Here is a 23,109-nt window from a genome sequence, read left to right on the forward strand (position 1 = left end):
CGTCCAGTGGAGAATAGTGCGTGGGCCAATTCTTCGGGCTGGAAGGTCAATTGGCCTTGCGATTTTATCGTTCGCGGAAACGTGAACGCATTATAATTCACCTCAAACGGCGGTGAAAGCGAAATAGTTCCCATACGTCACAGTTCCCGTGAGCTAGTAGCGAGGTGAGTGAAGTGGGCGTGGGCTAGTTGCATGTCGTGCTCGCGATTGACACCTGTGATTGGTTCCTCGTAGGTGATGCCGTCGACGGTTAGGTCGGATCGAGGGAGGCCGCCTTTTTTGCGGTATTCGGAGGCTAGTTTGGTGGGGAGTTGGCGGCCGTTGGCGTCGTAGAGGGCTTCGCGTTCGTATTTTTGGAGGACGGGGAATTGGGTTTGGTAGATGGTTAGGAGTTCTTCGGCGGTTATGCCGAGCATGACGGCGACAATGGCGTCGATTTCGATGAGGGCTTGCCGGCGGTCGGCGTCCGTGCGAAGCGGGGTGCGCCACCCCCAATTTGGCTCCACCGCCCCGAGCTCGGGTCTTCCCTCGCAAGTAGTTGCGATGCCTGGGACCCAGGAGTCCTGCTGCCAGCTTGGCGTATAGAGCTCGGACCAGAGAGCTGCGTACGGGCGGATCAGACAGTTGAGGCGGAGGACGCGCAAGACGAGGTACGGCTCGAGTCGATGGTTGCGAGGATAGGGGAACCGTAGCCATGTGGCTGCGTTGATGTGAGCATTGCCCACTACCTTGATCATGAAGTCGGTGACAATCGAGTGGCTAACGCCAGCGAGCGTTGCCAAACCGAGGGCGTCATCTGGCAACCGTAGTGCGAATACGGCATGCACGTGGGCCGGTCCCGGTGGAATTAGCGCCGACTGCAAAGTACGAACGGTTCCGGTGTCACACATTTCGCGCCACGCCAAGCGGAAAAAGGATGAGCTCGGTTCGCCACTCCAACGGGGGTAAGCGGCTTGATAGTCCTCAATCGGCTTGGCGATCTGATAGTTGGTTCTCGGGATGAAGCTCTCGGAGATTGACTGCAGTTGGGTCAGGGTGTAGTCCTTGGGGCTTCGCATAGTCGGGTTGCCCTGTTGATGGATCGGGCTTGCTACGCCTATGTGTGGTCCTTGGAGGATCACCTCCCGCCAATCATTCGGAACTGCGGACCGGGATTCGAAGTAACCGAGCTTTCGGTCATTAGTTTCGTTCCACCCTGCTGTCCAGTCGAATCCGACATCTGCCAAGCGTGGCGCGGCCGCGATCTTGTCCAGCACATTGGCACTTGCGCGGTTGACGGGATACAACATGCGTGCCTCAGCGGCGGGAGTGTCGGGCTCGTCAATGAGTGCAGCCCACCTGGATAACTCGGCTTCAGTAACCTCGATTATTCGCTCTGCGTGGGGGCGCATGTCCCAATTACCGTCGGGGTCTTTTGCGCCGGGTGCAGGGCCATTGCCATCGTGCCGTATTGAACGAACTACAACATCCGGATGGTAGAGTACCGATGCTTGTAGGAACCTGATAGAGGATTCTATCCCATAGACATGCACTCCATATTGGGTGCCATTATCTATCTCTCGGAAAAGCTTGAGTTGGTTTCTGAACTGCCAGTGTCGACGAAGGTGCAGATAGCTGTGGCGGCGAAGCTTACTAGCTCGCGATTCGGTGAAATGGCTTTCAGGGTGTATCAAAGAAACAATTCCACGCGTGGACATCGAGCGCCATGTACGCTCCATGAAGCAACGATACATATCGGGACGCAGACCGGACAGGACGGGACGGTCGGTGGCTGAGCCCAGATGCTGGCTGATGCCAGCTTGGGCTGTCCGCTCATCGAGAAGTGTCGACTGGATTAGCGGCGCGGCCAGCATGTCCGTCGCTTTGTCTTCCTTGGCGGTCTCGGACGGTTTGTGTACCAACGCCCACCAAGGATCGAACTCTGCCAGTATGGCCGCTTCGTCCCAGTCCAGACGCACCCATGGTGGATTACCCACTTGGAGGTCGAATCCGCCCTCTGCGAACACCGGCGCGAAATCCACCTCCCAGTGGTGGAACCCTTGTGCGCCGGAAATCTCCGCTGCAACAGTCAACCATGGGAACTCCGCCATTGCCGCCTGTATCGGTTTTACCTGGCCAAATGTGAGGTCTGTGTGCTCGGCGACATCCAGCTCGAACCAGCTCAGGTCCGAGGCGATACTCGTCTGCCCGTACTTCTCGAACTTCCCAGCCTTGGGCGTTAGCCCGAGCAGCGCTTCGAGCCCACCAACCCACTGATCCCAATCCGGCGCAGCGATATCCTCGGTCACTGGCCACGACCACAGTGCGCACCAGGCATCCATGACCCGGCGCAGACGGCGGTTTGCGCCGTTCTCGTCGCTCAGTGCTTTTTCGATTTGCTCTCGGGTGACCGCGGGCTTGTGCTCGACCGGCTCCCTGCCCCACAGGTGCAGGTCTCGCCGGATCTCGGATTCGGCGATGGTCAGTCGACGCAGCGTGAACTCCCACAGCGTCTCTACCCGCTGAGCCAGCGCGGCGAGGCGTTTGGCGATGTCCTTGGACGGCGACTTGCGGATCTCGTTGCGCCACAGGCGCAGTTCTTCGCGCTTCTCGCGGGCGTATGTCTTGGCCTCGGCTGTGTCAACGATCGCGCCCCAGCCTTCGGAAGGGAGGAGGAAGTGGTGGATACCGGTGCCGATCTCCTCGCCGAGTGGGACATCTTTCGGGACCGTCTTCAGCCAGGCCTTCTTGGCCAGTTCACCAGGCATGTATACCGCGCGGCGGGCTCCGATCAGCGAGTTGCCGCGTCGGAGATGCAGACCGAACCAGGGCGCTTGTAGGCCAGCGACCATGGTGTCCAGCCAGAGGGAGATTTCGGCGAGTTCTACAGCGGTGGCGTTCAGGTCGACGCCGTACACCTGGTGAAGTGCAATGTGTGCCTTCACCTTTTGCAGTTCGACGGGAACTTGGTCCGCGTCGATTCGCTTGCCGAGTTCCTTCTGCTTGCGGGTGAGGTATTCGCGGGCGAGCTGGCGCACGGCTTCGATGGCGAATGCCCCGGACCCGAGGGCGGGTTCGCAGATGGTGAGTTGGAGGATTTCGTCGGCCGTGGTGTAGGTGTCGTTCTGGTCGAGCAACTCCTCCAAAGCCTGGGAGACAACGAATTTTGTCAGTACCTCGGGCGTGTAGTACGACGCCGATTGTTGCCGTTCGCGGCCGGCGAGGCGGAAGACGAAGGTGCCCTTGAGGTGCACGACGGGCTTCTTCTCGTGGGTGTCCGGGTCTTCGGCGCGCACGAAGTCAGATTCGGACAGGTGGTCGGCACGGTCGACCGGGACAACCCAGGAGCCTTTCTCTGGATCACCGTTCTTGGCGACCTCGTACAGGTCCTCTCCGGCGAAGAATCCGGTGTACGACATCAGCCCCTCGTATACCGCCCCGAGTTGGTTGATGCCGAGTTCGGCGTAGCTGATGAAACCGCGGTCGCCGCCCTTGCGGCCCTTGGATTCCTTGGTGAGCAGGAGGTGTTCGAGGACGCGCTGAGTGGCTTCGTTGCCGAGACCGACCTCATCGATGAGTTCGGTTGCCTTGCGGGAGAACAGGTCCGCGCGCAGCGGATTGAACTCGAGGCCGGGTGCCGGGTCGTCCAGAACTGGCTCGCGCACGACCGGGGTGTGGCCGCGGTCGACCAGGTCGAACAGCTTCTTCAACGAGTCGTAGAGGTGAGTCCCGGTGCGGGCGCGGTGGGAGACCAGTTCGGTGAGGGTGAGTTCGCGCAGCCGGTCGAGCCCGTAGCCCTCCTCGTATTCGGCAGCACCGGTGGGCAGCACCTGCATCTCCGGCGAGGCTTCCGCGTATAGCAGGAACAGGATTCGATACAGGAACCGCAGGGAGTGTTTGGCGAGTTCGTTGCCGTCGATGCCGTCCATGGTGAGGCCGCGATCGGCGCGGCGGCGGACCACCTCGTTGGCGATGATCTCGATGGACAGGCGGATGCCTTCGCGCAGATCCTTGGAGACGCCGACCGTGTGCTTGACGGAATCTTCGAGGACGCCGGTCCACCAGATGTTGCCGTCGGCGTCGGCCTTCAACGATTCGTATCCGAAGATGGCTGCGGCACGGTCGATCTCACCGCCCCGCGTGTCGTGACGGCGTTCGACCACCACCAACAGGTCCATTGCCAGGTAGCGGCCCTCTGCCCAGCGTTCGGCTTCGGCGAGCAAAAGCCATTGACCGGCCTGCACCACCACGAACGTCGGTGGGGTGTCGGAGCGGAAGGCTGCCGAGACCGCCTTCGACGCCGATTCGATGGGCTTGCCGTCCTCGATGGCGGGTGTGATCAGCAGGCCGGTTTCCGGTGCGAGGAGATCTTCCAGTGCTTCCACCGGATCTGCTTGCAGGAACAGCACATCGGGGATGTCGAAAAGCTGGGCGTTGGGGATTTCCAGGTCGGAACCGGCGCGTTCGGCGGTGAAGGGCGTGAGTTCGCCTTGGTAGCCGAAGGCGGCGCGGACCTGGGCATGGGCCTTGGGAGCCGCGAGGGGGTCCTCGGCGAGGGCGGCCAGGGCGGTTTGCAGGTCGCGGGCTGCCGCGAGCAGGGTGCTGCGGACCGTGGGGCGGCCTTCCTTGGCTTCGGCGTCCCAGGTTTTGCGCAGGTCCATGACTTTGCCGTGGAAGGATTCCTTCACCGAATCGGTGGTGAAGTAGTGCTCGCTGATCCAATCCTCGCCGACGACGATGGAATCGAAGGAGGCCATGTTCACTGATCCTTTTCGGGGACGATCACGAGCAGGGGACGCACCAGCTGCTGTGTGGGAGCTAGGGATTCGGCGAGGCGTTGTTCCTCGAGGATGCGCTGCGACAGCTTCTCGACCTTCTTCTTCTGGCCGCTGAACAGGTCCAGCTGTTCGGCGCCGGTATGCCAGCGGTTGGCGCGCTGTCGCCAGGCGTCGAGGCGTTCCTGGGCGGAGGCTTTCTGCGCGTCGAGGACGACCTTCATCGACTGCGCGGCCTCGTGGACTGCCACCGGGATGAGTGGTTGCAGTTGTTCGAGATCGTGCAGCGCACCCGGATTCGAGGTGCCGGGCTGCAGGCCGGTGTCGGTGGTCAGGAAGTTCAGGTCCTCGATCGGCTCCACCAGGCAGAAGGACGGGTTGCCGGGGTTGGGGAATTCGGCGATCGAGAAGACTCGCGAGACGAGCTGACCGCGACGGTTCATCAGCGTGCCCATCAGCAGCACGGTGACCGCGTCGACTTGGCCGCGGATGGCGAAGATCTGGTTGCGGCCCAGGGCGCTGAGCGCTCGGTCGCTGGCCCAGTCCAGGACCGGATGCAGGGGGCCGAGGAAATGCGCTTCCGGCCACGTTGTGTCGTTGACGCCCTTACCTTCTCGCGCCGCGCGCAACTGGGCGTTGCCGACGGCGGAGGTGGTGGCCAGCTTCAAGCGCTCGAGCACTCGGCCTTCGCTGAGATAGTTCTGCGGGAGCTGTCCCAGGCGCTGTTTGAGGTCGCGGGGTGGAATCAGTTCGGCGATACCGTGATTGGTGTGGCGAGTCCAGCCGACACCGCCGGCGTCCGGGTTCGCGTGCGGGACATCGTGGAATGCCGCACGCAACGCCTCGTCGAGGAAGCTGATGTCGTCGGGGTAGAGGCTGTGGCGAGGTTCCTCGGGTAGGGCGGCCGGTTCGTCTTCGATGAGGTCGAATTGGGCGAAGAAAGCGTCCAGGTCGTCGCCCTCGGCCACCTCCTCGATCGAGCGCAGCTGTTCGTCGAGGGTCGACTTGCCTGCCAGGACATCGAGGATTGCGGATTCCTCCTCTCCCACACTGTGTTTGCCCATCAGCGAGGCGACGTCGCCGAGTGTGCCGTGGGCCTGGTTCTCGCGTTCCATCAGACGCGACAGCACGCGAAGGTCACCGGAGAACTGTGGGTCCGACGGCTTCAGGATCAGTGACGAGATCACCGGCGGATGCTTCTGGCCGTAGCGATCCACGCGGCCGTTGCGCTGTTCGATGCGGATCAGCGACCACGGGATGTCGTAGTGGATCAGGTGATGGCATTGCGCGTGCAGGTTCACACCCTCCGATGCCACATCGCCGGTGACCAGCACGCGGATCGGGGAGGTTTCGAGTTTGAAACTGTCCACGATCTGCTGCTGCTCGACATCGGAAAGGCCACCGTGCAGCATGGCGACCGCGTTCGGCTTCAGGTCCAGCGCGGTGGGCAGCAGGTCGACCAGCCATTTCAACGTGGCGACTCGTTCGGCGAAAACCACAGCGCGAGTAGGTGACTTCTGGCCGATGCCGATCTCCCGTAGGCGGTCGATCAGGGCGGCTTGCTTGCCGGCCGATTCGGTGAATGCCTTGTCGTTCAGGTCGGCGAGCGTGTCGAGGGCATCGAGTTCGGTTCGCTGGTCGGGGCCGTGCGGTCCGCCCTTCTCCTGAAGTTTGTTGCGGCGCTGGTTGATCGATTCGCGCAGCGCGGCGGGCGAGGACAGGAACGCTTTCGCCAGAGTCCACGGGAACAGGGCCCTGGTCTCACCCGAATAGGGGGAACGTCCCGACTCCGGGTGCAACCAGACCTGCGAAAGCTCCTGAGCCACCAGCTCTTCCACAGGCGATGGCGTGACCAAGCTGTGCACGGGTTCTGCGCGTTCGGCCCAGTCGCTGCCGACTTCGGCCGCTACCTCCGGATGGTGGCGGTGCCTGCGGATCAGCAGCGATTGCACATCGTCCTTGGTGAACGAACCATCCGCCGCCACCGCGGTGGGATCCAGCAGGCGCAACAGCTCCGCGAAGGACTCCTCACGGCCGTTGTGCGGGGTCGCCGATGCCAGAATCAGTGCCTCGGTATTCGGTGCCAGGATTCGGGCCAGCTCATTGTTCAGCGTGCCGACATTGGTGAGGTTGTGCGACTCGTCGATCACCACCGCATCCCAGTGCTGACGCTCCAGATGTGCCTTGTAGCGGGGGCTTTTGAGGGTGTCGATCGAGATGATGGCACGCTTGTAGTAGGTGAACGGGTTGCGGGTCGCGGGCAGTTTCTGCCGGACCTTCTGGATACCTGCCGAATCGAGGCGCACGAACGGCAGCGCGAAACGGCACCACAGCTCGTGCTGCATCTGCTCGAGGACGTGGCGCGGCGTGACGATGAGGATGCGTTCGCCGCGGCCACGCCGCACCAGCTCCGACAGGATCATGCCGATCTCGAGGGTCTTGCCCAGACCCACCGCGTCGGCCAGGAGAATGCGGGGCCGAATATGTTGCGGGTCCAGAGCTTTCGCGACCGCGGCACGCTGGTAGCTGAGCGAGTCGGCGAGCATGCGGGTCGCGACCGTCAGCGTCTGATCGCCGTAGGGGAACGGGGTTTTGCGCAGCAGCGATTCCAGCCACAGGCGGGAGTCACGGTAGCCGGAGGAACCGTCGGGGACGATATGCGCCTTCGCCGGATCCAGGACCTCGATGTCGTCGAGGCTGCGGTAGAAGGTCGCCGTGGTGTCTGCGACCAGCTCGGACAGTCCGCGCACCCGTAACAGCCATCCGTCCGAGCCTTGCTCGGCCGAGGTGACCAGCCACTCCTCGTCGCGGACAACGACGATCGAGCCGGGGGCTACCTCGAAGGTATCGGGCTGTTCGGCGATGGTCATCGACGGTGCTCCTGCGGGTCGGGGTGGGCAGACCAAATCAGTATCGGCGGTTGTGGGCGTCATGTGACACGTGGCTGGGCGGGGATGCCGACCGGACGTCGCTTCGCCCGGTGGCGGTCTTCGTGCCGACCGAAGCGACACGCCATCCAGTCGGCGCAGTCGTTCTCAGACGGCTGATCCCAAGCCCAGTTCGGTTTTCACTCGATCCGCGGCATCGCGGACCGGTCCACGATGGGTCGATACTTTCGGTACTTGATCGGTCGGTGCTTTCTCGTCTTTGGTCACGACGTTCCCCTGCCAGATCAGTGCGGTTCGACGCCAATCAACCTGCGTCGCAAGCCGCTGGTACATCTCTTTCCGCCATCCCAGATCCGGGCTCTTGCGGATCTCGTACGCGACCCGCCCGATGACGACCAACCCGGTCGCGGTCATGTTCAGATACTTGTCTCGGAAGCCCGCAACCTGATTCGCCGGCCCGCCGGTGGTCGGCAGGGCGCAGATTTCCCGCCATGGATCCATATGTTCCGACAGCGAGTCGATCAAGGTGACCGCATCGGTGACGAACTCTTCGCGTGCGGACTCGTCGGCCAACTGCTGGGCACTCTGCCGAGCGACCGAATCCTCGGAGAGGGCGTAGTCGGCGAAGAGCAGTTCCTTGACGAACTGGCGGACCTGGTTGAGCAGGAAGACCGACTGCGAGGCCTTCGGCAGCGTCTTGGACGTGGCGTCGACACGACCCCGGAAGAACTGGGTCCGGTCGACCAGGTCGGCGAGGACACCATTGACCGGCTCGCGAGTGTTGTACACCGCCAGCAGGCTCGCCGGAATCTGCTTCGTCTGCGCGGCATCGGCGAAGTCCTGGTGAATCCGCTTGAGCTCGTCTTCGACGACGATCAACACCGCCAGGCTGTCGTCTTCGAAGCCGCAGCCCAAATCGACCAAGCTGGGTACAGCGCCGCGGCCGGAGCCGTGGCCTTTGATCGCGGTGATGCGATGCTGGCCGTCGGTGACGTAGAACCTGACATTATCGCCGATCACCATGAAGCCCAGGCGATTCTTGAAGTTGCCCCGCGGGACGTGGAGAGCGGGAAGTTGGCGGGCGTTGAGCGTCACCGGCGGCAGGATGTAGTTCTCGGCGTTGTCGCGCACGTAGGCGTTGATGTTCTTGACGTGATCGGCCAGCAGCGGCCGGTTCGTGGTGTTCGCGGGATCGCCGCCCTTCTCCACCGATTCGGAGACGACCTGGCGGGCGAGAAAGGAATACGGGAACGACGTGGAAACCATGGTGCGTCGGCCCTGTTGGAAGACGGTGCAGGGGAACACACGTGCCCCGGCTGCCGCGGCGTCGGCGGACGCCGCCTTCAGTGCGTTGTCGAGGCCGTCGTGCTCCATCAGCCCCATATGGTTTTCTGACATGTGAAATCCCCTGAAACGGTAGTGATTCCAAGATTTGGTCGAGGATCTGTTCGGTAGTGGTCGATACTCGGCCATCGCTGTCTCGGTCTGCGGAGCAAAACCGTTACGCCGCAGGCGAATACCATCCGGCCGGTTTCAACTCTCCGGGATGCCGATGACCCGAACCCGCACATCACGCAGTAGGTCGCACTGCTTGACCAAGTTCACCTTCGAGAAGGTGAACAGGGTGTCCTTCGTGATCGGCTTAGCCTTGCCGATGGCGATCACCACCTCGTCCAGGGCTACATCCGTGACCGGACTGCCCACCTGCTCCGAGATCTTTTCCAGCCAAGCGGATCTCGCGGTCTCGTCGTAGGTGAGCGCCTCCCAGGAGACCAGGGTCTGCGCGAACAGATGGCTCAGATCAGACGATCCGCGGCCGCGCTTGACGTGCACGAAGATCCCTGGCCGAACATGGATGTCGCACGGCTCGATGCCATGGGTGTGCAGCGCGGTTTTCATCAGGTTGCGGTCGATCGAGTAGCCACCGATCTTCTGCGCCGCCTGGATGTTGTAATCCCTCTCGTCGAGACCCCGCCGCCACGGCGGAAGCGTGATCGAGGCAGGCGCGGAAAGGATTTTCTCCACCCGCTGGTCGATTCGATCCAGATAGCGGTCGTCCATGCGGTACCAGGATCCGTCATGGAGGCAGTAGCGAGCGGCGTTGTCCCGCACCTCGAAAGCCAGCCAGCGGCGAAGTGCCAATGGCCGCGAAATCGCGGTCGTCGTAGACGGTTCCGCCTCGCTATGGATCTCCAGCGATATCGATCCCAGACGCCGCAGGACGGACTGCTCGTTCTGCCCGGTAAACCAGGTCGACACCTCTTCGATATCCGGGATCTCCTCGTGGATCCCTGCTCGGCGAGTGCCGAGGCCGCTGATCTTGCAACTTTCCATCAGGCCGGAGACGTCGGCCCGTGCGTGCGGCCAGCTTATGCCGATCGGTTCCGTCGATTTTCCCAGCAGGCGCGCAGCGAGGCGGCGGTCCAGCTCGGCGACCATGGGATCCTTCGGTTTCAACGCGACCAATTGCTCGACACTTTCCAGGCCCGGCAGGACCGGCTCGTCCAGCAGCGTGTTCAGCACCTGCAGATCGGACATCAAGCTTTCGGGCCGCTTGCCGAGCGGTACGCTCAGAGAATCCCTGGCGTGCAACGGAATCGGCGCGCTACCGCAGGCCAGTCCGGGGATCTGCGCCTTCGCGTCGACTCGGTTGACGATCTCGCCGTATCCATCGACACCGAACCCGCGCATCGTGCTGCCACCGGGCAGAACAGTGTGGTCGACACGGGCGCGGTGGTCCAGGACCGACTTGGTGATCGACTTGATTTCGGTCGGCAGGGCGGACCGGGCCAGAACCCGGGTTCCGAAGCGGAAGTCGACCTTCTCCTGATCGAGCAGCTGGAAACCGACGCCCCAGGTCAACGCCCACAGCGCGGCGGAGCTGTCCTTGATGACCAGGACGGCGCCGGGTGAGCGGTTGGCCTGAGATACGTCGACATCGGTCAGGAGCGACACGTCCCCGGCCCATGCACTGGGGCCTTCGAAAGCGCCGTCGACCAGCAGCGCCGTCGCTCCGGCGACGCTGACACGCCTGACGTGGAATTTCTCCGAAGGCTCCCGGTACTGCTCTCGAAGCGCGTCCGGGAGGGTCGTATCTTCGGCCATCCGATAGAGATTCATGCGTTTGGAGATCGAACTTCGGCGAGACATCGAGCATTCCTTTCCGTGATCAGTGTTTCGAGGCAGTGCGGCCCCGTGGACTTGCGTGCGCGGGGCCTGATCCAAGGGCTCGCTACGACAACCCGTCGAAGCTGCCGGTGACCATGAGTCGAGCCAGGTGCAAGGGGATTTCGGAGTTGGGCACCACGGTGAGGTGGTAGACGCCCTGGTTACCGCGATCGCACAGCACGACCTCCTGGCCCGCGTGATACGGCAGGCGAACCTTGTCGAAAGCGCAGGCTTGTTCGGCACCGTAGCCGGAGTAGGAGCGGATATTGGTTTCCGCCGATGCCGAGCCAGCGTTGGCGGTAGCGAGTACGCCGACCGCCGTAGAGGCGAGCAGAGCGGCGCCGATGGTGCGTTTGTTCATGATTCCTCGATGTTGTGGATGGAGTTCCGGCGAAGTGTCGGAGCAGGTTTCGGATGTCAGGCCAGAGCGGACACCGGCCCGGCGTGTGGGTCTCTCGGTCCGCGGGGCGGAACCGTTACCGGCAAGGGCGAATCAGATTTCGTACTGCGGGCAGTAGGCCGTGATGGCGGCGTCGAGAAAGATGTACGGGTACTTCACGCTGGGGCGGGAGCGTTCCGCGATCACGATCTGGTTGTGTGCCGAATTGCCATATGCCCGAAGCCAATTGCATTCCGCCTGAGCGAGTTGTATCGCCGCGTCCTGGCTGTCGCAGGTGTCGTAGGCCTCGGCATAGCTGTTCAGGAACAGCTGGTCGGCCGGACTTCGGGTGCCGCAACCGCTCGAGCCCGAGGCAGAGCCGGTGTCAGGCGCGGCCAGAGCGCTTGCGGCGGTGGCGGTGAGCAGAGCGGCGGTGGCGCCGGCGGCGAGCAGGGACGCGAGGGTGCGAGCGGCGTTCATGATGCTTCCTGTGAGGGTGGAAAACGGTTGGAGCCGTGTGGATTCGGACGGCGACCGGATCGGTCTTCGCGAGTGTCGATACGAGCTGTTCTCGAACCGGGCCGATGAGTTCCGGCGGGTCTTTGAAGCTGATGCAAACAGTATGATGTGCTGAAAACATTGTCAACAGAGATTTGGAGATTGATTTTTGGTCAACCGTCGAGCAGGGTGTGAGCAGGACATTTAGAGGAGGGGTATGTCGGAACCTGTATCGAAGATCAGTGCGGCGGAGATCTCTCGGCTCGCCGGCGTCACCCGGGCCACGGTCAGTAACTGGCGGCGCCGTCACGAGGACTTCCCCGATCCGATCGACGGCAGTGAGACTCGGCCGCTGTTCGATCTGCACGCGGTGCGAAAGTGGCTGGTAGAACACAATGTCGAGGCCGCACAGTCGCCGGAGGCACAGCTGCGCACACTGGTGCGGTCGCGCGCGACGCCCCAGGTGATCATCGAGGTGATGACGGCCCTGCGCCGCTCCGGTGACACGTGGTCCGCCCCCGGCGTAGCGGATCGCCGACTGGCCGACGAGGTCGCTTCGGCGGTGAGCTCCGCTGCGGCGGCCGACGGGGTTCGCGCCGCGCTGGACATCTTGTCCGAACGTGCCTTGGACGAGGCCACTGCGACCGGTGTTTACATCACCCCGCCCGGCGTCGCGTCGGTGATGGCCGCCTTGTCGAGGTCCTCGACCACGACAACTGTGCGTAGTGTGCTCGATCCGGCGTGTGGCAGCGGTTCCCTCTTGCTCGCGGCCGCGCAGGAGGGCGCCGTTGAGCTGTATGGCCAGGATTCGCTGCCGGTGCAGGTGCAGCGCACCCGGTTGCTGATCGAGGCGGAGACTTCGGTACGAGCGACCGCGCGAGTTGGAGACAGCCTGATCGACGATGCGTACACCGGACTGCGGGTAGACGCGGTGCTGTGCAATCCGCCCTACGGCCAACGCGATTGGGGCTCAGGGGAGTTGGCCTTCGATACGCGCTGGGATTATGGTCTACCGCCGCGCGGTGAACCGGAACTCGCCTGGGTGCAGCACGCGCTCGCGCATCTGCGGCCTGGCGGCATCGCGGTGCTGCTGCTGCCGCCCGCTGTCGCGACTCGGACTTCCGGACGCAAGATTCGGTCCAATCTCGTGCGCACTGGAGCCCTGCGTGCGGTGATCGGCCTGGTACCAGGAGTCGCGCAGCCATGGCACGTCGGGTTACAGATCTGGGTCCTGCGTCGGCCCGAACCTGGTGCCGGGGTGCCGGATTCACTGTTATTCGTCGACTCCACAGGTGCTGCTGTGCATTCGGACGGGGACCGTCTCGATCGTGACGTCGTGGTCGATATGTGGCGCGCCTTCGACGGTGAGAGTCCGGACGCGGCGGCGGAGTCAGGAGCTTCGGCGGTAGTGCGCCTGGTCGATCTGCTCGATGACGACATCGATCTCACTCCCGCTCGATATGTGCGCTCGTCGCTCGATTCGGCGGCGATATCTCAACAGGTCGCCGTCTCCCTCAACAGTTTGAGCGCCGCCGCGGCGGAATTGGACTCCGTCGTTACCGCTGTGCCCGGCTGTGTGGAATCGGATGGGAAAGCACGGCGGTTCGTCACCGTCGCAGATTTGGCCAACCACGGTCAGCTGCAATGGTTTCGGGCCGCGCCACCACGATCGGAGGCGGACGCCGATGACCGGCGTCGGGTACTGACCGCGCCGGATGTGGCGAAAGGTAACCCCGCCACCGGTGATATGGGCTCGGCGCCCGACGAACCCGTAGAAGTGTGTTCCGGTGACGTTCTCATGCCCGCCGTGCGTAGTGCGCGCAGTGGTGGCCGGACTGCTCGCGTCGCCACGCCGGCGGATGCCGGTGCGGTGCTCGGAGCGCATATCCACGTCCTGCGAGTCGATAATCGGCGCCTGGACCCATGGTTCCTGGCCGGCTTCCTGACCGGTGCCGAAAACGTCTCGGCGACAAGAACATCCACCGTGCGATTCGATCCGAGCCGGCTCCGTGTTCCGGTGCTCGCACTCGACGAACAACGTCGGTATGGTGCGGTGTTCCGGCAATTGTTCCTGTTGCGCACCGCCGCGCGTCGGGCGGACGAGGCTGCCGAGCAGGCCGCTGAACTCATCACAACCGGATTGACCGCGGGCGCGTTGGCACCAGAGGACAATCGCGAAAGGCGCGGGGGTAAGCCGTGAACGGCGATTCGGCGGGTGGTTACGCCCAGCTGCGGACGGCGTTGATCGACGAGCCGCTCACTGTCCCACCGGATCTCGTTACAGGTCAGGCAGCGCGTGACACCGTATCGCTCGAGGATCTGGTCGCGGCCGACGCGCTGAGCATTCACGAGTCGCCCCCGACCGTCGGACTGAATGGTGGCGACACACCGATGTTGTCCGCCAAGGACATTCGATTGGGTCGAGCCGCCTCGCGGCGGGGGAATGCGGCTGTGCCGGGTGTGATTGTCGTGCGGTCCTCGGATGTGGCAGTGGTTATGGAAGGTGAAGGGACAGTCCACGTGTGCTCCGAGACCGACGTGCTGCTGGGGCCCGGGATCCATCTGGTGCGCGGGAATCCGAACTCCATCGATCCACAGTTTCTTGCTGGAGTCCTGCGGGCGGCCGTCGAATCCGGTCCCACCGACCTGTATCGGGTGGCGATCCCGCGGGTTCCGCTTGCGGAACAGCGCCGAATCGGCATGGCGTTCCGGCAGCTACATGAACTCGAAGTGACATGGCGGCATAGACGTACGATGATCGAGCAGCTGGTGCGGTCTGGTGTACGGGGGCTGGCGGCAGGGGAGTTGCGACCGGCTGAGGTCCAGGAGTAGGCCGGCGCTTCGGTACTCGCGGAGGTAGTGGTGGAGCAACCACAGATCGACGGAGATCGGTACGAGTTCGTCCGGGAGATCGGCGCCGGTGGGATGGGACAGGTGTACGAGGGCTACGACAGGCACCTCAAACGCCGGATCGCGGTGAAACTCACCCACTCGAATCTGGACCGGGACCCGAACTGGGCCAAGCGATTTCTGCGCGAGGCCGAGCTGATGGCCCAGCTCAGCCATCCCGGTATGCCTGCGATCCACGACGCCGGTATCGCGCCCGGCCCGCCGGAACGTCCCTACCTCGTCATGGAATTCATCGAGGGCATCACCTTCGACGACCTGCTCGCTCGCCGTGGACCGCTATCCGTCAGGGTAGTAGCCGCGCTGGGTGCGCAGGTGTCGGCGGTTCTGGCAGCGACGCACCGCAACCGGATCTATCACCGTGATCTCAAACCATCGAATCTGATGCTCTGCGGCGATGGGACGGTGAAAGTGCTCGACTTCGGGCTGGCTGTTACCACCGACTTTGGGATGACCCGCTACACCAACACCGGAAATGCCCCGGGCACACCGGCATTCATGGCTCCCGAGCAGGTCGAGGGGCGCACAGTAGTACCGCAAACCGATCTCTACGCACTCGGGCTCGTGCTGTACGAGCTGCTCACCGGTGATCGTGTGATGACCGGTAGTTCGCCGTACGTGGTGTGGGAGAACCAAGTCAAGTGGGTGCCGCCCGAGATTCGCCGCGAATGTCCCGAGGTTCCGACCGATATGGCGCGATTGATCATGAGCATGCTCGCGAAGTCGCCCGAACGCCGACCCGAGGACGCCGCCACCGTGCACACCGTGCTGATGCGACATGCGGACGGCCTCGGTGATCTACCGGAGGTAGGCGACTTCCACGGTCCGGCGCGAATGTACGCAGCCGCGGTGAGCTCGGCCGTAGCTGTCACACCGACAACCGTGGCATCGTCCAGGATCATCACCACCGGCGCGACGGTCGCGTCACCGCCTCGCGACTCTGATTTCAGCCGGTCCGACATCCGCCGCGCGATCCATCGTGCCCGTGATCTCGCCGCCGAATCTCGATACACCCGGGCCATCGATGGGTTGAAAAAAGTTGTAGAGTCCGCGGTTTCGCATTTGGGTGCGCGTGATGCCGACGTTGTCGAGGCGCGTTCGAACCTGGCCGCGCTGTACGTCGACAACAGCGAATTCGCTGCCGCGGCTGAGCTGTTCCGCGCACTCATAGATGACCTCACCGCGGAACGCGGACCGTACGACGAACAGGTGATGGCCTGTCAACGACAGCTGGCCGCTTGTAACGTGCAGGCCGGAGACATCGACGCGGCGTTGGCGCGGCTGCGGCGACTGCACGGTCAGATGTCGATTCGGTACGGGGAGAACGATCGTCGGGCATTCGAATTGGGTAAGCAGATTCGGCACATCGAAGTGGGGGCCAGGCCTGCCGAGAATCCGGGTTCGAACTGATGGTGCAGCGATCCGGCGGGTAGTAGACGAGCGATGGGGTCGCCCGAGCCTCACCTGTCCGGCGCGGAGGCAGCCGGCCTTGCGGGTGTCGGCTGCGTTGCCTCATCCGGAGGCTCCTGCATCGACTCACCGGCCGAATGGCGAGGGCATTCGGCCCCGGAGCTCCATGTGCGCGCAGGTCTCCGGGGCCGATGTGGTCAGTGCACCGTGCTCAGGCAGACGACCATTTCCTCGGGTTTGGAGTAGGTGAGGTATTTGGTGGCGGAGTTGCTGCAGGCGCTGTCGCTGGTGGTGTTGTTCAGGACGTTGGTGACCTTGTAGTTGGCTTCGGGGCTGTCGCAGGCGACCTTGACGGTGTTGTCGGACTGTTTGTCGAGGCAGTCGCCGTCCTTGACGTTCAGTTGCAGGCAGAGGTTGTAGCCGCCGGAGCCGGTCTGCCAGACGCTCGCGTAGTTGCCGTCGGGGCAGGTGGCGGTGCTCTTGTCCTGGCGTTCGGCCACCTTGTAGTTGGCGTCCATGCTGCTGCAGTCGGTGATGTCGACCTTGGGGTCGTTGGTGGTGCCCGCGACCTTGACGCACTGGCCCACCTGGACCTTCTCCGCATCGGGCTTGTTGATCTGGTGGCAACCCCAGCTGACGAGGTAGATCAGGCCGGACACGATCGCGAGTCCGGCCAAGGAGCCGAGGCCGGATCTCAGACGTCGGCCGACCCCTGCCGCACCCGCACCGAGTCCGGACGCCGCGCCGCTACTCCACGATTGCGGCTGTCCACCGGGAGCGATCGTCGGCCCCTGTGGATAGGCGTTCGGGTCGTACGCCTGGCCGGGCGCGAATTGTCCCTGTGGATAACTCGCCTGACCGGGTGCGGGCTGACCCGGCTGGCCCGATGCCTGTCCGGGCTGGGGATAGTTCGCCTGACCGGGCGTCTGCTGCAGATGGGTCGTCGGCTCCGCGCCGGACTGCCCCGGCTGTGGATAGCCCGCCTGACCTGCGGATTGCGGTGGTTGTGGATAACCGGGCTGCTGTCCCCAGCCTGTCGCGGGTTGTCCCTGCGGCATCTGTGTGGTCGGGTCGGTCGCCTGTGGATATCCCGTCTGCCCCGGAATCGGCGGGCCCGCCTGTGGATAACCAACAGGCTGTCCCTGCTGTGGATAACCCGCCTGCCACGGCGTCGGCTGCCCCTGCTGTGGATATCCGGAGTGTCCCGACGGATATCCGGACTGTGGCTGGGGATTCCCGTCCTGCGGGTTCCCGGACTGTCCCGACGGGTTGTTCGACGATCCCGGCGGGGGTTGCGGTTGCATTCGTGATGTCCTTACGGTTTCTCGTCCACCAGGGGTGCCGGATTCCCGCGGTCCGGCACCCTCGCGTGCCGCCGCCACACCCCGTCGGCCGCTGAGAATCGCTGCGCGGGCACGGGATTGCGTTCGACAGCCGCCGACAGCACAAGTGTTCCCCCAACGTTCCTCAACACGACCGCCGAAACGTTACCGTCGCACCACCCCACTTGCCACTGAGAAAAGGGCCCACTGAGCGGTACGTCCCAGGGGCGAGGCAGGGATCCCGGCCAGGCCGACGCCGATCGTCGCCATCACGGCGGCTCGAGGTGGAGTTCCGCCGATGCGCGGGGCTCATTTCACCGGGCCCCTTGGCTACCGCAGGCCACGTCGTCGTCGAACGTGGCGTACTTGTGACTCCGAGCCCGGCGCTGCTCGACGGGCTGCGACCGGTGCCCGATGGGCATTTCCGAGGACAGCTGACGGCGAATATCGGCTGGATGCGTTGCGCACAGTGCCGCGGGCACAGCTTGTCCTATGGGAAGACCAGACCGTTCCGCCGGTCGGAGGTTGCGCGAAGAAATGTCGAGAAGAATTCGCCACGGATGTCGAGAACCGGTAACCGGCTCCGTCCCAGCGGTACGAGCGGCCGAGAACGGCCCGCTCGCGGACCCGACACCAGGAGTGACAGCCATGGAACAGCACAAGATCACCGAAATTCTGGACCGGCCGATCAGCCGGGAGCTGCTGGCTCGGGATCTGACTCGGCTGGCGTATGTCGCCAAGGACGGCACGCCTCGCAACGTCCCCATCGCCTTCACCTGGAACGGGTCGCGGATCGTGCTGTGCACGTCGAAGAATGCCCCGAAGCTGGTCTCGCTGCGGCACAATCCACAGGTTGCGCTGACGATCGACACCGAGGTGCATCCGCCCAGGATTCTGCTCATCCGCGGTTCGGCCGAGCTGGATGTCGTGGACGGCATTCCGGAGGAGTATCTGCAGATGAACGGGAGTTATGAGATGACGCCCGAGCAGCGCGTCGAATGGGAGGCCGAGGTGCGGTCGCTGTACGACGGCATGGTCCGGATCGTCATCACGCCGACCTGGGTGAAGCTGATCGACTTCGAAACGACCTTGCCCACGGCGGTCGAGGAACTGGCCCGGCAGCGCACCGAACGTCGGAGCGCCTGAGCACGAACACCCGAGGAGACGATGATGGCCAAATACCTTCTGCTCAAACATTATCGGGGCGCGCCCGCAGCGGTGAACGACGAGCCGATGGACCGTTGGACACCGGAGGAGATCACTGCGCACGTGCGGTACATGGAGGATTTCGCGGCGAAGTTGGAGGGCACCGGTGAGTACGTCGACCATCAGGCGCTCTCGCCGCAGGGGACGTTCGTGCGTTCGGACGGTGCGGGGCGCGCGCCGGTCACCGACGGCCCGTTCGCGGAGACCAAGGATCTGATCGCCGGATGGATGGTGATCGACGTCGAGACCTATGAGCGTGCACTGGAACTGGCCGCGGAGTTGTCCGAGGCGCCGGGGGCGGGTGGCGAGCCGATCCGGGAGTGGCTGGAGCTGCGGCCGTTCCTGTCCGCGACGTGCACGACGACCGAGTGAACGAGTCGCTGCTGCGGGAACTCGTGCCCGCGGTGATCGGTGTTCTCGTCCGGCGCGGAGCGGATTTCGCATCGGCCGAGGATGCCGTGCAGGAGGCGCTGATTCGGGCATCGGAGAGTTGGGCCGATGATCCGCCGCGCGATCCGAAGGGCTGGCTGGTCGCGGTCGCCTGGCGCAAGTTCCTCGATGCCACCCGGGCCGAAACAGCCAGGCGGGGAAGGGAACTCGCGGTCGAGACGGAGCCGCCGAGCGGTCCGGTGCCGGATGCGGACGACTCGCTGTGGCTGTATTTCCTGTGCGCGCATCCGTCGCTGTCGCCGAGTTCGGCCGTCGCGTTGACGTTGCGCGCGGTCGGCGGCCTGACCACGCGGCAGATCGCGACCGCGTACCTGGTGCCGGAATCGACCATGGCGCAACGGATCAGCCGTGCCAAGCGGTGCCTGGCGGGGCAGTCGCTGGACCGGCCCGGCGATCCGGCGACGGTGCTGCGAGTGCTGTACCTGGTGTTCAACGAGGGCTACGGCGGTGACGTCGATCTCGCGGCCGAGGCCATTCGCCTGACCCGTCAGCTCGCTGCCTCGACCGACGAACCCGAGGTCGCGGGGCTGTTGGCGCTGATGCTGCTGCATCATGCCCGCCGGGCGTCGCGCACGGGTCCGGACGGGCGGCTGATCCCGCTCGCCGAACAGGACCGAAACCGTTGGGACACAGCGCTTATCGCGGAAGGAGTGACGATTCTGCAAGCGGCGCTGGCCCGCGACCGGCTGGGCGAATACCAGGCCCAGGCCGCGATCGCCGCATTACACGCGGACGCCCCGAGCGCCGCCGAGACCGACTGGGTGCAGATCGTGGAGTGGTACGACGAGTTGCTGCGGTTCACGGACAACCCGGTGGTTCGGCTCAATCGCGCGGTCGCGGTCGGGGAGGCCGACGGACCGTTGGCCGGTCTGGCGGAGTTGGAGGCGGTGGATCCCGGTCTGCACCGGTATGCCGCGGTGCGCGCGCATCTGCTCGAACGCGCCGGTGATCTGGAACAGGCCGCCGAGTTGTACCGGGAGGCGGCCGAGGCTGCCATGAGTGTGCCGGAGCGCGATCACCTCACCCGGCAGGCGGCGCGGCTGCGGGAGATTTTGCGTTCCTGACCGGTTTCTCCGGACGCGCGTCGTCCATGTCTCGAAATCCGCGACCGGCCCACTGTGCTTTTTCACAAATTTTTCCGACAGTGCCGAGACATCGCCCCCGGTACGCGGTAGAAATGCGGCTGCTCTGGCCATTTCGCCTCTCACGGACCGTTCGGCATGTAACGATGTGGCTGCTCGTGGCAGTGCGGAAGTATTGGAGAACAGCCCGTGGTCGGGGTGGGTACGGCGATACCGCGTGCGATCGGGCTGATCGCACTGCTGGCGCTCGCCGTCATCGCATTGCGCGGATATCTGCCGGGTGGTGACGGACCGCATGTGGGGTCGCCGCCTTCGGTGATCGCCGTGGCGTTGATGCCGGTCCTTTCGCTGGTGTCGATCGTCATCCTGCTGGCGGGTGTGATCACCAGTCAGCATCGGCTGCCGCTGGCGCTGCCCGACGCACATCCGGATCGGGTGCGGCGGCCGGTGCGCAAGGGCCGGGTCGGTCTGTTCCTGCTGGTCTCGCTCGCGGTGATCGCCGTGTTCGGCGCGGTGAGCTGGGCGATCTATCAGCTCAGTGTGGTGCATCCGGCGTCGCCGTCGCAGAGTCCGGGCGCGCAACCGTCCGTGGCGGAGCCGTCCACCACCGCACCGCCCACACCGGGGCCGAATGTCGAATCGCCGCTGAGTCCCGACGCGATGATCGTCATCGGGGTTTCCGCGGGTGCGCTGATCCTCGCCGCGATCGTGGGACTGATCGTCGTCGGGGTCGGCACTCGGCGCCGCGTGCACGCACCGGCGGCCGAGCCGGAGTCCGCACCGGCGGAGCAGGCGGTGTCCCTCGCCCAGGTCGCCGAGATGGGCCTGGCCGCGATGATCGCTTCGGGAAAGGACCCGCGCGCGGCCATCATCGCCTGCTACGTCGCCATGGAAAGTGGCCTCGCCCGTGCCCGCGAGGTGGCTCCGCTGATCTCCGACACTCCCTCGGAGGTGCTGGCGCGCGCGTTCGACCGCGGCGTCCTGCGCGACGCCTCGGCTCGTGAGCTGGTCATCCTCTTCGAGGAGGCGCGATTCAGCCCGCACTCGATGCTGGAATGGCAGCGCATGCGGGCGGAACAGTTGCTGCGCATCGTGCTGGGCGATCTGCAGAGGGCCGAATCGTGACCGGCCACCCGAATACTCCAGTGGCGCAACGTATGTCATGTGCGAACAAGGGTGAGGTGCGCACATGACCGGGATGTCCGATTGGGGTCGCGGGGCGATCGTGGGCGGATCGATCGCGTTGATCCTGCTGATCGAGGCGGTCGGGTACGACAATCAACGTGCACTGCTGCCGGTACTGACGGGGGTACTGGTGTTGTGCGCGGTGGGAATGCTGGTGCGGTCGCTGGCCGAGCGGACGAAGTCCGACGGTCCGGCCGACCCGGCGGACAGTGATATCGAGAACGGGCCGACGGAGATGTTGTTCCGCTGGCGGGCCCGCGCGGAGATGCTCGTCGACCGAGCCGACGGCAGCCGCGCGGACTGGGATCGGCATCTGCGGCCGTTGCTGGCCAAGGAGTTCGAGCTGTCGAGCGGACATCGCATCGCCAAGGACCGGAGGGCCACCGAGGCCGCGGGCCGGTTGCAATTCGGACCGGAATTGTGGCGCTGGGTGGATCCGGCCGATTCCCAACTGCGCGATGACAATTCGCGTGCACCGGGCCGTGCCGCGCTGGACGAGATCCTGCGTCGGCTTCAGGAAATGTGAAAACAGGGTTGGAAACACGTGCGAGTTCAGCTATGACGAAACCTTTGGACGCGACCGTCAAACGCACCGACGCGGTATTGCGCGAGGTGTCGCGGGTCGTGGTCGGCAAGCAGGACGAACTGCAGCTGATCATGATCGCGGTGCTGTCGGGAGGTCATGTCCTGATCGAGGACCTACCGGGTCTGGGCAAGACGCTCATCGCCCGATCTTTCGCCGCGGCACTGGGTTTGGACTTCACCCGGGTGCAGTTCACTCCCGACCTGCTACCGGCGGACCTGATCGGTTCGACCATCTACGACATGAACTCGGGGCGGTTCAACTTCCGCAAGGGCCCGGTCTTCGCCAATATGCTGCTGGCCGACGAGATCAACCGCACGCCGCCCAAGACCCAGGCCGCGCTGCTCGAGGCGATGGCCGAGGGGCAGGTCAGCATCGACGGCGACACCTTCCCGCTGCCACAGCCTTTCATCGTGCTGGCCACCGACAATCCGATCGAGTACGAGGGCACCTATCCGCTGCCCGAGGCTCAGCTCGACCGCTTCTCGCTGCAACTTCGGCTGGGATATCTGTCCGAGGACGACGAGACCCAGATGATCCGCCGTCGCCTCGAACGCGGTTCGGTGCCACCGCAGGTCGGCCAGGTCGTCGATGCCGCCGGACTGCTGGAAATGCGGCACGCGGTCGAATTCGTCACCGTTCACCCGGATGTGGTCGGTTACGTCGTCTCGCTGGCCGCGGCGACGCGCAGCCATCCGCAGGTGGAGGTCGGCGCGAGCCCGCGCGCGGAACTCGATCTGGTGCAGATGGCTCGCGCCCGTGCGCTGTTGCAGGGACGCGACTACGTCATTCCGGAAGATGTGAAGGCCCTCGCCGTTCCGGCCATGGCACATCGCATCACCCTGCGCCCGGAGATGTGGGTGCGGCGCATTCGCGGCGAGGACGTCATCGCCGAATTGCTTCGCCGCCTGCGGGTTCCGCGGGCCATGGGGACATGAGCGCGACCAGGGGCATGAGCGCGACCACTGGCGAGTTCGTGAGCGCGGCGATGCGGCGCGAGGCCGCGCCCGGGAACCAGGCTCGCGGCTGGAGATCGCCGATGGGGCACAGTGGTTCGGCCTCGGCGATGGAGGCAGAACTGCATCGGCGGTCCACTGCCGCGGTCCGCGGGCCCGCCGCAGCGCGCGTATTCGCGAGTGGCTCGTGCGGCGGGTTGGTGAGTGGTTCGAGTTCGGCGAGGGGGGCTGGAATCCGCCGGCGGCCCGTCGCACCGGTGCGCAGCTCCGGGATGATCGCGAGCCTGGCCGGCGGTGGACTCGGGGGTGGGGTGAGTGGCG

16 protein-coding genes are annotated in these 23,109 nt (G+C 64.5%); 9 read left to right on the forward strand and 7 right to left on the reverse strand.

Annotation, left to right across the window (positions count from 1 at the left end; all coding sequences use genetic code 11):
• Positions 1-137: 137 nt before the first annotated feature.
• From AC5WS7_RS38255 to AC5WS7_RS38280, 6 genes are all read right to left on the reverse strand, one after another.
• Entirely contained in the window at positions 138-4,736 is a 4,599-nt protein-coding gene (locus tag AC5WS7_RS38255; RefSeq protein ID WP_495959536.1) for a DNA methyltransferase, read from the reverse strand.
• A 2-nt stretch (positions 4,737-4,738) separates the two neighbouring features.
• On the reverse strand, positions 4,739-7,624 hold the full coding sequence (locus AC5WS7_RS38260; RefSeq protein ID WP_495959537.1) for a helicase-related protein: 2,886 nt from the start codon (positions 7,622-7,624) through the stop codon (positions 4,739-4,741).
• A gap of 165 nt (positions 7,625-7,789) precedes the next feature.
• Entirely contained in the window at positions 7,790-9,115 is a 1,326-nt protein-coding gene (locus tag AC5WS7_RS38265; RefSeq protein ID WP_495959538.1) for a DNA sulfur modification protein DndB, read from the reverse strand.
• A 60-nt stretch (positions 9,116-9,175) separates the two neighbouring features.
• A complete protein-coding gene (locus AC5WS7_RS38270; protein ID WP_495959539.1) occupies positions 9,176-10,792 on the reverse strand; it encodes a DUF6119 family protein in 1,617 nt (538 codons plus the stop codon).
• Positions 10,793-10,874: 82 nt separating this feature from the next.
• On the reverse strand, positions 10,875-11,171 hold the full coding sequence (locus AC5WS7_RS38275; protein WP_495959540.1) for a hypothetical protein: 297 nt from the start codon (positions 11,169-11,171) through the stop codon (positions 10,875-10,877).
• Positions 11,172-11,303: 132 nt separating this feature from the next.
• Positions 11,304-11,669, reverse strand: coding sequence for a DUF732 domain-containing protein (locus AC5WS7_RS38280; RefSeq protein WP_495959541.1), 366 nt, complete (start codon positions 11,667-11,669; stop codon positions 11,304-11,306).
• 235 nt (positions 11,670-11,904) lie between these two features.
• Between AC5WS7_RS38280 and AC5WS7_RS38285 the strand changes: the two genes are divergently transcribed.
• Genes AC5WS7_RS38285 through AC5WS7_RS38295 form a run of 3 tightly spaced genes read left to right on the forward strand, consistent with a single transcriptional unit; the run spans position 11,905 to position 16,004 of the window.
• A complete protein-coding gene (locus AC5WS7_RS38285) occupies positions 11,905-13,887 on the forward strand; it encodes an N-6 DNA methylase (protein WP_495959542.1) in 1,983 nt (660 codons plus the stop codon).
• Positions 13,884-14,519: a restriction endonuclease subunit S domain-containing protein gene (locus AC5WS7_RS38290; protein ID WP_495959543.1), complete on the forward strand. Its 636-nt coding sequence runs from the start codon at positions 13,884-13,886 to the stop codon at positions 14,517-14,519. Before AC5WS7_RS38285 ends, AC5WS7_RS38290 begins: the two co-directional genes overlap by 4 nt.
• 30 nt (positions 14,520-14,549) lie before the next feature.
• Complete coding sequence (locus AC5WS7_RS38295; protein WP_495959544.1) at positions 14,550-16,004, forward strand: protein kinase domain-containing protein; 1,455 nt, start codon at positions 14,550-14,552, stop codon at positions 16,002-16,004.
• A 197-nt stretch (positions 16,005-16,201) separates the two neighbouring features.
• On the opposite strand, the gene AC5WS7_RS38300 is transcribed toward AC5WS7_RS38295, so the two are convergent.
• Positions 16,202-17,308, reverse strand: a complete 1,107-nt coding sequence (locus AC5WS7_RS38300) for an LppU/SCO3897 family protein (RefSeq protein WP_495959545.1) — start codon at positions 17,306-17,308, stop codon at positions 16,202-16,204.
• 666 nt (positions 17,309-17,974) lie between these two features.
• Between AC5WS7_RS38300 and AC5WS7_RS38305 the strand changes: the two genes are divergently transcribed.
• The 6 genes from AC5WS7_RS38305 to AC5WS7_RS38330 all read left to right on the forward strand — a co-directional run bounded on the left by AC5WS7_RS38305 (position 17,975) and on the right by AC5WS7_RS38330 (position 22,770).
• Complete coding sequence (locus AC5WS7_RS38305) at positions 17,975-18,472, forward strand: pyridoxamine 5'-phosphate oxidase family protein (RefSeq protein ID WP_495959546.1); 498 nt, start codon at positions 17,975-17,977, stop codon at positions 18,470-18,472.
• A gap of 24 nt (positions 18,473-18,496) precedes the next feature.
• Positions 18,497-18,904 (forward strand): YciI family protein, encoded by a 408-nt coding sequence (locus AC5WS7_RS38310; RefSeq protein ID WP_495959547.1) that lies wholly within the window; start codon positions 18,497-18,499, stop codon positions 18,902-18,904.
• Positions 18,901-20,046 carry an RNA polymerase sigma factor gene (locus AC5WS7_RS38315; RefSeq protein WP_495959566.1) on the forward strand — a complete coding sequence of 382 codons (1,146 nt, stop codon included), beginning with the start codon at positions 18,901-18,903 and terminating at the stop codon, positions 20,044-20,046. The genes AC5WS7_RS38310 and AC5WS7_RS38315 overlap by 4 nt, the downstream gene beginning before the upstream one ends.
• 207 nt (positions 20,047-20,253) lie before the next feature.
• A complete protein-coding gene (locus AC5WS7_RS38320; protein WP_495959548.1) occupies positions 20,254-21,189 on the forward strand; it encodes a DUF4129 domain-containing protein in 936 nt (311 codons plus the stop codon).
• A gap of 64 nt (positions 21,190-21,253) precedes the next feature.
• Positions 21,254-21,775, forward strand: a complete 522-nt coding sequence (locus AC5WS7_RS38325) for a hypothetical protein (protein ID WP_495959549.1) — start codon at positions 21,254-21,256, stop codon at positions 21,773-21,775.
• A 32-nt stretch (positions 21,776-21,807) separates the two neighbouring features.
• Complete coding sequence (locus AC5WS7_RS38330; protein WP_495959550.1) at positions 21,808-22,770, forward strand: AAA family ATPase; 963 nt, start codon at positions 21,808-21,810, stop codon at positions 22,768-22,770.
• Positions 22,771-23,109 lie beyond the last annotated feature (339 nt).

The organism is Nocardia sp. PLKS1-43, from assembly GCF_059510335.1.

Excerpts from the sequence above, each read along its gene's own strand:
- AC5WS7_RS38300 (WP_495959545.1), bottom strand. The coding sequence starts at position 17,308 with ATGCAACCGCAACCCCCGCCGGGATCGTCGAACAACCCGTCGGGACAG.
- AC5WS7_RS38260 (WP_495959537.1), bottom strand. The coding sequence starts at position 7,624 with ATGACCATCGCCGAACAGCCCGATACCTTCGAGGTAGCCCCCGGCTCG.
- AC5WS7_RS38280 (WP_495959541.1), bottom strand. The coding sequence starts at position 11,669 with ATGAACGCCGCTCGCACCCTCGCGTCCCTGCTCGCCGCCGGCGCCACC.
- AC5WS7_RS38310 (WP_495959547.1), top strand. The coding sequence starts at position 18,497 with ATGGCCAAATACCTTCTGCTCAAACATTATCGGGGCGCGCCCGCAGCG.
- AC5WS7_RS38255 (WP_495959536.1), bottom strand. The coding sequence starts at position 4,736 with ATGGCCTCCTTCGATTCCATCGTCGTCGGCGAGGATTGGATCAGCGAG.
- AC5WS7_RS38305 (WP_495959546.1), top strand. The coding sequence starts at position 17,975 with ATGGAACAGCACAAGATCACCGAAATTCTGGACCGGCCGATCAGCCGG.
- AC5WS7_RS38325 (WP_495959549.1), top strand. The coding sequence starts at position 21,254 with ATGACCGGGATGTCCGATTGGGGTCGCGGGGCGATCGTGGGCGGATCG.
- AC5WS7_RS38270 (WP_495959539.1), bottom strand. The coding sequence starts at position 10,792 with ATGTCTCGCCGAAGTTCGATCTCCAAACGCATGAATCTCTATCGGATG.
- AC5WS7_RS38265 (WP_495959538.1), bottom strand. The coding sequence starts at position 9,115 with ATGGCCGAGTATCGACCACTACCGAACAGATCCTCGACCAAATCTTGG.
- AC5WS7_RS38330 (WP_495959550.1), top strand. The coding sequence starts at position 21,808 with ATGACGAAACCTTTGGACGCGACCGTCAAACGCACCGACGCGGTATTG.
- AC5WS7_RS38275 (WP_495959540.1), bottom strand. The coding sequence starts at position 11,171 with ATGAACAAACGCACCATCGGCGCCGCTCTGCTCGCCTCTACGGCGGTC.
- AC5WS7_RS38285 (WP_495959542.1), top strand. The coding sequence starts at position 11,905 with ATGTCGGAACCTGTATCGAAGATCAGTGCGGCGGAGATCTCTCGGCTC.